Here is a 12,192-nt window from a genome sequence, read left to right as displayed (position 1 = left end):
GGTGCGTGAACACGCACCAGCAGACCGGGCGCGCTCGCCCGCGTGCCCTGTGGGACCAGCGTGCCCTGTGGGATCGGCGGGATTCCTCCGTTAGGTTGGGGCCACCCCTGACCGCATCCCGTCCCAGGAGCGCCCATGTCCCAGTCCTCCTCCTCCGGAACCCTCTCCGCCGGACACGTGATCGTGAAGACCCTCGAGGCCCACGGGGTGCGCCGCGTGTACACCGTGCCGGGCGAGTCCTACCTCGACGTGCTCGACGGCCTGCACGGCTCCAGCATCGAGAACGTGGTCTGCCGCCACGAGGGCGGCGCCACCTACATGGCGGAGGCGGACGGCAAGATGAACCCGGTGCCCGGCGTCGCCATGGTCACCCGCGGCCCCGGTGCGGCGAACGCGCACGTCGGCCTGCACACCGCCTGGCAGGACTCCACCCCCATGGTGCTGTTCGTGGGGCTCATCCCCTTCGAGCACCGGGACCGTGAGGCGTTCCAGGAGTTCGACCCCCACGCCTGGTTCGGCTCCGGGACCAAACGCGTGATGGTCCTGGACCACCCCGAGCGCGCCTCCGAGATCGTGGCCGAGGCCATGTTCGCGGCGGCCTCCGGGCGGCCCGGGCCCGTCGTCGTCGGGCTGCCTGAGGACGTGATCTGCCAGCAGATCGACGCCGACCTGCACCCCCGGATCCCCGTCGCCAACGGCGGCATGACCGTGGACGACTGGAAGGCCCTGCACTCCGCGCTCAAGGCCGCGGACAAGCCGCTGTTCATCACCGGCGGCAACGACTGGACCGACGAGGGCGCCGCGCAGCTCACCGCCTGGCTCGAGGAGCACAAGCTCCCGGCCGCCGCCGAATGGCGCACCGAGGGCACCGTGCCGTTCTCCTCGCCCTCCTACGTGGGCCCCATCGGCTACGGCCGGCCCAAGCCCACCTACGACCTGCTCGAGGAGACCGACCTGATCGTCTTCGTGGGCACCGTGCCCGGGGACGTCGTCACGGACGGCTTCACCATCCGCCAGAACTGGGAGAAGAAGAACTTCCTGGTGACCATCGACCCGTCCCTGCGCGGGCGCTCCGGGCCCGTGTCCCACCAGATCGTGGCCAAGCCGGACGTGTTCGTGCGCGACCTCGTGCGCATGGAGCTGGACGTCAAACCCGAATGGGAGGAGTGGACCTCCCGCATGCGTGGCGAGCAGGAGGCCTTCGCCGCCCTGCCCTCTGCCGAGCCCACCGACGGGCCGGCCCGCATGGACACCCTCATGGCGAACCTCGTGCCGCAGCTGCCGAAGGACTCGATGATCTCCCTCGGCGCCGGTGAGCACACCAACTGGGCCCACCGGTACTTCCCCACCGAGGGCTACCGGGCCATGATCTCCGCCCGCAACGGCTCCATGGGCTACTCCGTGCCCGGCGCCGTGGCCGCCTCCCTGAACTTCCCGGACCGTGTGGTGGTCACCATCGCCGGCGACGGCGAGTTCCTCATGAACGGTCAGGAGCTGGCCACTGCCGCCCAGTACGGGGCCACCCCGCTGGTGGTCGTGATGGACAACCAGGAATACGGCACCATCCGCACCCACCAGGAGCGCCAGTACCCCGAGCGGGTCTCCGGCACCCAGCTGGCCAACCCGGACTTCGCCGGCATGGCCGAGGCCTTCGGCGGTGTGGGCGTGCGCGTGGAGCAGGACGCGGACGTGCCGGCCGCGGTGGAGCGTGCGCTGAAGGCCGTACAGGAGGAGGGGCGGTTCGCGCTCATCCACCTGATCGTGGAGCAGCGCGTCAAGGCCTACTGACGGTGACGAGCACCGGGCTTCCCCCGCTGACCCTCGTGCACGGCATCGGGGGCCGGCCAGGCCATGTGCTCCCCGTGGCGGACGCCCTCGGCGTGCCCCGGGCGCAGGTGGCCGCTCCCGCCCTGCCAAGGCACAACGACGCCGGCCCCGTCGGGGCGGCAGGGGGCCTGCCGGCCGACGTGCCCTCGACGGCCGCATGGCTGCTCGAACGGACCCCGACCGCCGGGCGGCTGCTCGTCGGCCACAGCACCGGGGGTGTGCTGGCCCTGGCGATGGCAGGGCTGCTTGCAGCCCCTGCCGGGGCGCCGGCTGCGGGCGCGGGAACGGCTGACGGGGCGGACGTTGGGGCGAGCACGGGCGACGGGGCGGAGGCGAGGCTGAAGGCGGGGGTTCCGGCCGGCGTCGTGGTGGTGGACTCGAACGTGCCTGTGGCCCCGGACGCTGTGGCGGCGCGGGCGAGGAAGGCGCAGCTGGCGCGTCGGACGGACTGGCGGGCGGCGATGCGCGGCGCGCTGGCGCGGGACTGGGCCGGGCCTGCGCTGTGGCGGGAGCGGGTGTTCGCGGATCTGGATGCCACCGCCGACGAGCCGATGCGCTCGCTCTGGGAATCCGTGCTGCGCACCGACTCCCGCGCGCTCTGGGCCGGCCTGCGGCCCCCGGTGGGGGAGGGGTGCGAGGAGGATGGGGTGGGGCGGTGCGGCGCGGCGCTGCCGGTGCTGTACGTGCGGGCGACGCGTGAGGTCGAGGCGGCGGACGTGGTGCCGCTGCTCGCCCCGGGGGTGGAGCTGACGGTGGTGCGGGCCGGGGCCGGGCACTGGCCGCACCTGCAGGACCCGCCGGCGGTCGCCGAGGCGATCGGCACCTGGTGGGCGGCACGGACCCCCACGAGCTGACCCCCGCCCCCCACTTTCGTTCGAGAAACGGGAGCTTCCCCGGGCGCTCCCGTTCAGGAAACGGGAGCCGCCCCGGGCACTCCCGTGTGCGAAACGGGAGCCTCCCCGGGCACTTCCGTTCGAGAAACGGGAGCCTCTTCGGACACTCCGGTGTGAGAAACGGGAGGTGGACGGCGCGCGGTGGATGCCTCGAGCGCCTCGGGCACCGGCGGCGCGCGGCAGACCGGAGCCCCGCGGCCCGCCAGTCACCCGGCATACTGGCGCTATGACGCAGACCACATCCGATGCTTCCCTTCCCGACGACGAGGTGCGTGCCCGCCTCGAGGCGATCCACGCCGTCGACCCGGCCGTGCGCGACCACGGGATCACCCTCGGCGAGGCGGCGGAGGGGCGCGTGAGCCTGAACCGCGACGTCACCGCGGACATGGTGAACTCCCACGGGATCTGCCACGGCGGCTTCCTCTTCCACCTGGCGGACACGGCGCTGGCGTACTGCGTGGCCACGCTGGGGCAGACCCCCGTCACGCGACGCGCGGACATCACCTACATCGCCCCCGCCCGCCTGGGTGCGCGGCTGACGGCAGAGGCCCGGCAGAACGCCGCGTTCGGGCGGGACCGGGTGATCGAGGTGCGGGTGAGTGCCGACGGCGAGCTCGTTGCCTACGTGACCGGCCAGACCACCAGCCCCCGACGCTGACCCCCCACGTGCTCCCGTTCGAGAAACGGGGGGCTCCCCGCGTGCTCCCGTTCGAGAAACGGGAGGTCTCTGGAACACTGTGGTTCGAGAAGCGGGAACGTCGACCCCCACAGAGATCACCACAGAGAGGACCGCACCATGACCACCCACACCGCCCCGGAGGGCCCCGTCACCGAGATGGTCGAGCTGCAGGTGGCCGAGGGCGCCGCAGAGGCCTTCGAGGCCGCCGTCGCTGAGGCCGAGCCGCTGTTCCGTGAGCACGGGGCGACGTCGTTCATCCTGCGCCGCCAGGTGGAGGAGCCCCAGCGCTACCGGCTGCTGGTGGACTGGCCGACCATCGAGGCGCACACCGTGGACTTCCGCGAGTCGGAGGCCTTCCCCGCCTGGCGCGTCCTCGTCACGCCGCACCTGGCGCAGGCGCCCCAGGCGACGCACTGGACGGCCGTCACCGCCCAGGGCTGAGCCGGGCCGGGTGCTCCCGTTTCTCGAACGGGAGCACCTCGCGCACCTCCCGTTTCTCGAACGGGAGTGCCCGGAGAGCCTCCCGTTTCTCGAACGGGAGCGCCGGGGGTCAGAGGTGGCGGGCCGCCAGGCGGGTCAGTGAGGCGCGGATGCCGCGGGCGTTGTCGCGGTCCAGGCGCAGCAGCTCGTAGGCGCGCGCCTGAGCCGGGCGCACGGCGGAGTAGTCGAACACCTCGGTGACGTCCGTCGCCGTCGGGTCGCCCTCCACGGGGGCGAACTCCCACCGCCACCGGTGCCCGCCCGGGTGCTCCCACTCGACCACACGGCCCGGCTCCGCCGCCGTCACCGTGGACGTGATGCGGTACGGCAGCCCGTACTTGCGCATGGCCACCGTGAACCGGCCGCCCACCTCGAGCCGGTGCGGCCCCTGCACCCGCGGCCGCACGGTGCCGGAACCGTCCACCTCGTGGTGCCGGTGCGGGTCCGCCAGCAGCGCCCACAGCTCCTCGGCGGGGGCGGCCACGCGCAGCCGGTAGGCCACGGCCCGCTCCCCGGCGTCCACACGCTCGGGCCAGGCCGCCTGCGGGGCGGCCGAGGGCAGGGCCTCCGCGGGGGAGACCATGCCGTCCGTGGCGGGGGAGTCCGTCTGCGGGGGGCGGGGCTGAGAGGTGTCCATGGTGCCCACTGTAGGGGTGTGCGGCGCCGCCGCCGACCCCCGACGCGCGGCCGCTGACTTCGTCCGTCTCTCACCGGCAAGGGGGCGTGGGGGCCGTAGGCTTGGACCATGGATACCTGGGAAGACCACGCCTTTCAGAGCGCGGCCGCCCAAGATCTCGTCCACGAGATCCTCGACCACACCCATCGCCTGGACGGCCGCCGGGGCGTGCACCGTTCCCCGGAGGACGAGCTCGCCCTCGACGCCGGCGCGCACCTGCTCGCCCTCGGCGCGGTGGTGCGTGTGGCCCGCAACGAGGACGTCGCCGCGGCCGCCGCGCTCGCTGAGATCGCCGGCGAGGACGAACTGGACCTCGACTGGCTCCTGTCGCAGTTCTCCGAGGCGGACCTCCACCGGCTGCGCGAGCTGATCTCCCTGACGTTGCGGGAGCCGGTGGGGCTGGCTCCGGTGTTCCCGGGGCAGGGTGCGGGTCGGATCGAGCAGGGGCCCCGGCCAGTCTCCGCGCCCACATCGCTCACCCCGGCGCCTGCGCCGGCGGTCTCCCCAGCATCGACCGCCTCCGCACCGCCTGCCCCAGCATCGGCGGCCTCTCCGCCGGCGGCTCCCGCGCCGGCAGCCCCGCTGCCCCGGCCCCCGCACCGGCACGAGGGCCGGGCCGGCCTGCTGCAGGTCACCGGCCATGAGCAGCCGTCGCTGGACGGCACACCCATGACCACCCGTCACGCTGAGATCCTCACCCTGCTGGCCTGGCACACCCAGGGGCTCAGCGGCGCGGAGCTGGAGGCCGCCCTCTACGCCGAGGAGACCGACTGCGCCCGCCGGGCGATCTCCCTGCGGGCGGAGGTCCACCGCCTGCGCAAGGCCCTGCACAGATCGGGCTCTGCGGTGCAGGTCCTCTCCCGGCCCTACCGGCTCAGCGAGCATGTGCACGCGGACGTGGTCTGCGCCCGCACCGCCCTCCAGGAGGGCGACCTGGACCGGGCCCTGCATGCGGCCACGGGCCCGGTGTTGCCCCGTTCTGAGTCCCCGGGGGTGGAGGCCATCCGGGAGGAGATCTTCGCCGGACTGAGGGAGGCCGTGGCCGCCGACGCCGGCGCGGACCAGCTCTGGGCCTACCTCACCCGGCCCGAGGCCCACGACGACCGCGACCTCTGGACCCTCGCGCTGCGGATCCTGCCCGCCGACTCGCCCCGGAGGGCGTTCGCGGTGGCCACGCTGGAACGGATCGACCGCGACCTGGGCTGAGGGCCGGCGTCGTGCCCGGTTCGCGCGGTCCGCGCGTGCAACCTTAATGCAACCCTGCGGGCCCTAACGTCGGGAACGACATCGGCGAGGGAGCCGGTCACAGCATGGGGCGTCGGCCGCACAGGCGCGAGGCCCGCTCTGTGGGCACCCCCGGCCGGTGGCACCTCTCTGACCACCCCGTGAAAGGAACACCATGAGCACCATGCAGGCTGCCGTCGTCAACGAGTTCGGTCCGAAGACGGAGGTCAAGGAGGTCGAGCGCCCCACCCCCGGCCCCCACCAGGCCCTGGTGCGTCTGATCTCCACCGGTGTGTGCCACACGGACCTGCACGCCATGGAGGGTGACTGGCCGGTCAAGCCCGAGCCGCCGTTCATCCCCGGCCACGAGGGTGTGGGCGTCGTCGAGGAGGTCGGCCCGGACGTCGAGGAGGTCAAGGTCGGCGACGTCGTCGGCAACGCCTGGCTGTGGAGCGCCTGCGGCCACTGCGAGCACTGCCGCACCGGCTGGGAGACCCTCTGCGAGGACCAGCTCAACGGCGGCTACTCCGCGGACGGCTCCTTCGGCGAGTACATGCTGGTGGACGCCCGCTACGCTCCCGTGATCCCCGAGGGTGTGGACCTCATGGAGGTCGCCCCCATCCTCTGCGCCGGCGTCACCGTGTACAAGGGCCTGAAGGAGACCGAGGTCCGCCCCGGCCAGTGGGTCGTGATCTCCGGTGTGGGCGGCCTGGGCCACCTGGCCGTGCAGTACGCCGTGGCCATGGGTATGCGCGTGGTGGCCGTGGACATCTCTGACGAGAAGCTCAAGCTCGCCGCCGAGCACGGCGCGGAGCTGACCATCAACGCCAAGGACGCCGACCCGGTCGCCAAGATCCAGGAGGAGGTCGGCGGCGCCCACGGCGTGCTCGTCACCGCCGTGCACCCCCAGGCTTTCGGCCAGGCGATCGCCATGACCCGCCGCGGCGGCACCATCGTGTTCAACGGCCTGCCTGCCGGCGACTTCCCCGCCCCGATCTTCGAGATCGTGATCAAGGGCCTGACCATCCGCGGCTCGATCGTGGGCACCCGCCAGGACATGGTGGAGGCGCTGGAGTTCTACGCGGCCGGGAAGATCCACCCGACCGTCAGCACCCGCCCGCTGGAGGACATCAACGACATCTTCGACGAGATGCGTCAGGGCAAGATCGACGGCCGCGTGGTCATCGACTACAGCAAGAAGGACTGAGCGGCCTGCCGCTTGACGCGGGGGCCGGGTGCGGATGCGCCCGGCCCCCGCGGTCTGTTCCCGGGACCCGTTCCCGCCCTCCACAGCCCATTCCCCTGGCGCCCTCCGCGTCGTAGGGTGAGGCCATGGGTACCTGGGGAGTCCACGTGTTCCAGAACGACGCCGCGCAGGATCTCGTCGACGAGATCCTCGAGGGCACGTACCGCCTCGACGAGCACCGGCAGGAGTACCGGGCCGAGGAGGACGCGCTCTACATCGACGCCGAGGCCGGCGCCCGCCTGCTCGCGCTCGGCGCCCTGGTGCGTGTGGCCCGCAACGAGGACGCCGCCGCGGCCGACGCGCTCGCGGAGATCGCCGACACCGACGAGCTCGACCTCGACGGGCTCCTCGAACAGTTCACCGACGAGGACCTCCAACAGCTGCGCGAGCTGATCGCGATCACCCTGCGCGAGCCCGCCTCCTCCGAGCTGTACGAGCTGTGGGAGGAGTCCGGGGAGCTCGAGGAGTGGCTCGAGGCCTCCCGCACCGCCATCCCGGACTGACGCGGGAAGGCGGCGGGGGCGTCGTCGTCGTGGGGGTGCCGGGTGTTCCGCGCGGATGCATCGGCCCGCCGGAGTGGCCAGGGCGTGCAGCTGGCCGCATCGTGAGACGGCACGCGCCTCTTCCTGTGGCACCATTGCCCTCAATGTCGAATCATCGGGGTGTGAGCTGTCTCGGAGGGAAGAGAACGATGCGTAGGAGGGAATCCCGAAGGTGAGTGGTGCAGGCATTCTCTGGATCATCGTGCTGATGATCGTCGGAACGTTCGGCGTGAAGGGGATGCTCGACGCCGATCTGCCGACCCGAAGCGGGAGAGCGGGCCTGTCCGTATGCTGGCTGCTGCTCTCAGCGGCGTTCCTGTGGACGAATATTCCGCAGGGCATCGCACCGGAGAAGGCGGCTGGGTTGCACCTCGGAGGGTCGGTGATCCTCGGGTTCGTCCTGCACGTGCTCACGCGCGGGCGGCGGCCCAGCTCGGACGAGGTCTGAGACGCCCCGCCCGGCACCGGCCCCGAGCGGACTGAACCACCGGGGGCCGGCGTCGGGCTGGCTCAGCGCGCGTAGCGGGTGAGCCGCAGCGAGTTCAGCACCACCAGCACGGAGGAGGCGGCCATCGCGCCGCCGGCGATCATCGGGTTGAGCAGGCCGGCGGCCGCCACCGGGATGCCGAGCGTGTTGTAGGCGAACGCCCAGAACAGGTTCGTGCGGATGATGTGCAGGGTCCGCCGGGACAGGTCCAGCGCCTGCACCACCTGGTCCAGGTCCGAGCCCATCACGGTGATCTGCGCAGCCTCCCGGGCCACGTCCGTGCCCGAGCCCATCGCGATCCCCACGTCCGCGGCGGCGAGCGCGGGGGCGTCGTTGACGCCGTCGCCCACCATCGCGACGACGGCGCCCTCGCCCTGCAGGCGGCGGACCACGTCCACCTTGTCCTCGGGGCGCACGCCGGCGATCACATCCTCGGGGGCGATCCCGACGGCGTCGCCCACCTGGGTGGCCACCGCGGCGTTGTCCCCGGTGACCAGCAGTGGGCGCAGGCCGAGCTCCTTGAGGCGGGCGATGGCCGCCGTCGAGGTGGGCTTGACGGTGTCCTGCACGGAGAGGATCGCGGCGGGGGCGCCGTCCACGGCGACCCACACGGCGGTGGCTCCGGCCTGCTCGGCCTCGGCGAGCATCGCCCGGTGGGCGGTGGTGAGGGCGTCGGGGCCGAGCTCGGCCTCGAGCAGGGAGGTGCGGCCGACGAGCACCCGGTGGGGACGGCCGTCGTGGGCGACCGTGCCGCGCACCCCACCGCCGGCGGTGGAGGAGAAGTCCTGCACCGAGGGGACGTCGAGGCCGCGTTCGTGGGCTGCGTCGACGATCGCCCGGGCGATCGGATGCTCCGACCCGGCTTCGACTGCGGCCGCCAGCACCAGCGGACCGCTTTCGTTCGAGAAACGGGAGGTCGCCGGGGTGCTTTCGTTCGAGAAACGGGAGGTCTCCGGGGCGCTTTCGTTCGAGAAGCGGGAGGTCGCCGCGGTCGAGCCTCCTGTTTCGTCAACGGGAGCGCTTGCTGGTCCTTCCGTTTCGTACACGGGAGCGCCCTCCGACCCTCCCGTTTCGTCAACGGGAGCGCTTGCCTCACCTCCCGTTTCGTCAACGGGAGTGATGGAGGCCAGGCGCATGCGGCCCTCGGTCACGGTGCCGGTCTTGTCCAGCACGATCGTGTCCACGGTGCGGGAGTCCTCCAGCACCTCGGGCCCGCGGATCAGGATGCCCAGCTGGGAGGCCCGCCCCGTGCCGGCCAGCAGCCCGACCGGCGTCGCCAGGCCCAGCGCGCACGGGCAGGCGATCACCAGCACCGCCACTCCCGCGCGCAGCGCCGCCGCCAGGTCCCCGCCGGTGGCCAGCATCCAGCCCACGAAGGTCAGCACCGCCACCACCAGCACGATCGGCACGAACACCGCCGAGATCCGGTCCGCCAGCCGTGCCACCCGGGCCTTGCCGGTCTGCGCGTCCGCCACGAGCCGGCCCATTCGCGCGAGCGTGGTCTCCGACCCCACCCGGGTGGCCCGCGCGATCAGCCGCCCGGAGGTGTTCAGCGTGGCCCCGGTGATCTCGTCCCCGGGCCCCACCTCCTCCGGCACGGACTCGCCCGTGAGCAGCGAGGCGTCCACCGCGGAGCGCCCGTCCACCACCACAGCATCCGTGGGCACCTTCTCCCCGGGGCGGATCACGACGACGTCGCCCACCTGCAGCGAGGCGGCCGGCACCGTGCGCTCGGCGCCGGTGGAGGGGTCGTGGAGGGTTGCCTGGTCGGCGCCGAGGTCCAGCAGGGCGCGCAGGGCGGCCCCGGCCTCGCGCTTGGCGCGGGCCTCGAGGAACCGGCCGAGCAGCAGGAAGGTGGTGATGACGGCCGCGGTCTCGAAGTAGAGGCTGTGGTCGGCCATGTCCGCCATGCCGCCCATGCCCTCCATGCCGGCGTGGGCGGTCATGCCCGGGTCCAGGATCAGCTCGACCGCGGAGTACCCCCAGGCCACGAGCACGCCCACGGAGACGAGCGTGTCCATCGTGGAGGAGCCGTGCCGGCCGGCCCGGGCGGCGGCGGCGTGGAACGGCCATGCGCACCACAGCACCACGGGGGTGGCCAGGGCGAATGCGGCCCAGCCCCAGTGCGGGAACCACAGGGCCGGGACCATGGAGATCAGCACGAGCGGCACCGTCAGCAGGGCCGCCACGATCAGCCGGGGCCGCAGCACAGCCTCGCGGGGGCCGTGCGCCAGATGGTCCTGCTCTCCGGCTCCGTGGCCGTCGTGATCCTCGTGGGCGTCACCGGCGCCGTGCCCGGTGTCCGGATTCTCCGGACCCTCCGGGCCTGCCGGGGCCGAGGCTGGCCGGCGCACCGTGGCCCCGTACCCGGCCTTCTGGACGGTGGCCACGATCTGTTCGTCGCTGACGCCCTCGGGCACCTGCACGGTGGCCCGTTCGAGGGGCAGGTTCACGGAGGCGGTGACGCCGTCGATCCTGCCGAGTTTGCGCTCCACCCGCCCCACGCAGGAGGCGCAGGTCATGCCGGTGATGTCCAGGTCCACGCGGCGCGTGGGTGGGCCGTGCCGGTCCTGTGGGGACGGGCTGTGCGTGGTGGTGTCGGCGGGGGAGCGGTCCGTCATCGGCTCAGGCCTCGACGGTCTCGTAGCCGGCCTCGCGCACGGCCGCGCGTAGGGCGGCCTCGTCCACGGGGCCTTCGGAGGTGATGGTGGCGGTGGAGGTGCTGCCGGTCTGCAGGTCGACGTCGACGCCGGTCACTCCGGGGACCTCGCTGATCTCCTCCTTCACGGAGGCCACGCAGTGGCCGCAGGTCATGCCGGTGATCTTCAGAGAGGTGGTGGTCATGGCGGGATCCTTTCGGGAGGGGGCGGCCCGGGGGCCGCGGTCAGCGCAGGAGACGGCCGATCGCCGCGGTGGCCTCGGCCACCTTGGCGTCCACGAGGTCCTGACGGCCCTCGCGGTCGGCTTGCACGGCGGCGTCGGCCACGCAGTGGCGCAGGTGGTCCGAGGTCAGCCCGAGGGCCACCTGCTGCAGCGCCTTGGTGGCGGCAGCCACCTGGGTGAGGATGTCGATGCAGTAGACGTCTTCCTCCACCATGCGGTGGATGCCGCGCACCTGTCCCTCGATGCGCTTGAGGCGCTTGAGGTAGGCCTCGCGGTCGGGGGAGTAGCCGTGGCCGGCGTGCGGATCGTGCTCCATGCCCCTCACCGTATACCCCCAGGGGGTATCCCTTCCAGGGGTGACGCCCGGCGTCGTCCCGACGCCGGCCCGCCCCCGCTCAGCCCCGCTCAGCCCTGCGCCGCCGGCCCGTCCGGCTGCCCGACCAGCTCCTCGCCGAGCTCGGCGATCAGCCCGCGCACCTGCAGGTCCAGGGCGTCGCGCACCCCGCGCACCTGCTCGAGGGACAGGCCGCGGATCGAGGGCACGGCCCACCGCTGCACCTCCACTCCGGCGGGCACTGCCAGCTCCTGCTCCTCGGCGCCGTCGAACAGCACCACCGTCTCCGCGGCCCGGAGGATGTCCTGGTCCACCGGCTTCGGGAAGGCGTTGTGCAGGGGGATCCCGATCTCCTGCATCGCCTCGAGCGCATGCGGCAGCACCTCCCCGGCCGGCGAGGTCCCCGCCGAGCGAGCAGTCACCGCCCCGGCGGAGCGGTTCTCCAGCAGGGAGGCGGCCATCTGGGAGCGGCCGGCGTTGCCGTGGCACACGAACAGCACCCGCGGGTGGCGGGACTCGATGCTGCCCTGGGCGATCCCCCGGGCGCGCAGGCGCTGACCGGCGAGGTTCGCGGCCGTCGTCGGGAGCATCTCGGGGTGGCGGCTGGTGCGGGCGAGCGTCGCGTAGGAGTCCAGGAGCAGGGCGCGCACCTCCTCCAGGGTGCCCACCTCGGGGTAGCGCTCGTGCAGGGTCCGGGAGGCGCGGTCCAGCACGCCGGCGGCCATCGGGGGGACCTCCACCCCGGCCGGGGTGAGGGGCTGGGGCTGCGGGGCGGGCTCCCCAGGGGTGGCGGTGGCGGGGTCCGGGAACGGGTGGGTCATGGCGGTGTCCTTCAGGTCTGGGCACGCGGTGCGTGCGTGCCGTTCGCCACACCGTAACCCCCGACGCCGGCCCGCGCCCGGGCAGGCCTGCGCGCCGGGC

Annotated in this window: 13 protein-coding genes; 8 read left to right on the top strand and 5 right to left on the bottom strand. The window is 73.1% G+C overall.

All coding sequences use genetic code 11. The annotated features are described in order from the left end of the window. Positions 1–135: 135 nt before the first annotated feature. From SPI96_RS03830 to SPI96_RS03815, 4 genes are all read left to right on the top strand, one after another. Complete coding sequence (locus tag SPI96_RS03830; protein WP_321081045.1) at positions 136–1,788, top strand: thiamine pyrophosphate-dependent enzyme; 1,653 nt, start codon at positions 136–138, stop codon at positions 1,786–1,788. A gap of 2 nt (positions 1,789–1,790) precedes the next feature. Continuing rightward, positions 1,791–2,681 (top strand): alpha/beta hydrolase, encoded by an 891-nt coding sequence (locus SPI96_RS03825; protein WP_321081044.1) that lies wholly within the window; start codon positions 1,791–1,793, stop codon positions 2,679–2,681. A 265-nt stretch (positions 2,682–2,946) separates the two neighbouring features. Continuing rightward, complete coding sequence (locus SPI96_RS03820) at positions 2,947–3,378, top strand: hotdog domain-containing protein (protein WP_321081043.1); 432 nt, start codon at positions 2,947–2,949, stop codon at positions 3,376–3,378. 138 nt (positions 3,379–3,516) lie between these two features. Next, positions 3,517–3,840 (top strand): antibiotic biosynthesis monooxygenase, encoded by a 324-nt coding sequence (locus SPI96_RS03815; RefSeq protein ID WP_321081042.1) that lies wholly within the window; start codon positions 3,517–3,519, stop codon positions 3,838–3,840. A 109-nt stretch (positions 3,841–3,949) separates the two neighbouring features. On the opposite strand, the gene SPI96_RS03810 is transcribed toward SPI96_RS03815, so the two are convergent. Further along, a complete protein-coding gene (locus SPI96_RS03810) occupies positions 3,950–4,516 on the bottom strand; it encodes an SRPBCC family protein (protein ID WP_321081041.1) in 567 nt (188 codons plus the stop codon). Positions 4,517–4,624: 108 nt separating this feature from the next. Between SPI96_RS03810 and SPI96_RS03805 the strand changes: the two genes are divergently transcribed. The 4 genes from SPI96_RS03805 to SPI96_RS03790 all read left to right on the top strand — a co-directional run bounded on the left by SPI96_RS03805 (position 4,625) and on the right by SPI96_RS03790 (position 8,015). Beyond that, complete coding sequence (locus SPI96_RS03805) at positions 4,625–5,761, top strand: helix-turn-helix domain-containing protein (RefSeq protein WP_321081040.1); 1,137 nt, start codon at positions 4,625–4,627, stop codon at positions 5,759–5,761. Between the two features lie 193 nt (positions 5,762–5,954). Next, positions 5,955–6,986 carry an alcohol dehydrogenase AdhP gene (gene adhP, locus SPI96_RS03800; protein WP_321081039.1) on the top strand — a complete coding sequence of 344 codons (1,032 nt, stop codon included), beginning with the start codon at positions 5,955–5,957 and terminating at the stop codon, positions 6,984–6,986. A gap of 125 nt (positions 6,987–7,111) precedes the next feature. Next, positions 7,112–7,528 (top strand): DUF4259 domain-containing protein, encoded by a 417-nt coding sequence (locus SPI96_RS03795; protein WP_321081038.1) that lies wholly within the window; start codon positions 7,112–7,114, stop codon positions 7,526–7,528. Positions 7,529–7,769: 241 nt separating this feature from the next. Continuing rightward, positions 7,770–8,015 (top strand): hypothetical protein, encoded by a 246-nt coding sequence (locus tag SPI96_RS03790; protein ID WP_321081037.1) that lies wholly within the window; start codon positions 7,770–7,772, stop codon positions 8,013–8,015. Between the two features lie 62 nt (positions 8,016–8,077). On the opposite strand, the gene SPI96_RS03785 is transcribed toward SPI96_RS03790, so the two are convergent. From SPI96_RS03785 to SPI96_RS03770, 4 genes are all read right to left on the bottom strand, one after another. Next, entirely contained in the window at positions 8,078–10,675 is a 2,598-nt protein-coding gene (locus SPI96_RS03785) for a heavy metal translocating P-type ATPase (RefSeq protein WP_414601898.1), read from the bottom strand. Between the two features lie 4 nt (positions 10,676–10,679). After that, positions 10,680–10,898, bottom strand: a complete 219-nt coding sequence (locus tag SPI96_RS03780) for a heavy-metal-associated domain-containing protein (RefSeq protein ID WP_321081036.1) — start codon at positions 10,896–10,898, stop codon at positions 10,680–10,682. Between the two features lie 40 nt (positions 10,899–10,938). Next, positions 10,939–11,253, bottom strand: coding sequence for a metal-sensitive transcriptional regulator (locus SPI96_RS03775; protein ID WP_321081035.1), 315 nt, complete (start codon positions 11,251–11,253; stop codon positions 10,939–10,941). A gap of 89 nt (positions 11,254–11,342) precedes the next feature. After that, positions 11,343–12,092: a protein-tyrosine-phosphatase gene (locus tag SPI96_RS03770; protein WP_321081034.1), complete on the bottom strand. Its 750-nt coding sequence runs from the start codon at positions 12,090–12,092 to the stop codon at positions 11,343–11,345. Positions 12,093–12,192: the final 100 nt, after the last annotated feature.

Source organism: Micrococcus sp. (assembly GCF_034179925.1).
Taxonomy (GTDB): Bacteria; Actinomycetota; Actinomycetes; order Actinomycetales; family Micrococcaceae; genus Micrococcus.
The sequence above is the reverse complement of the archived record's forward strand: the minus strand, read 5'-3'. Positions and strand labels throughout refer to the sequence as shown.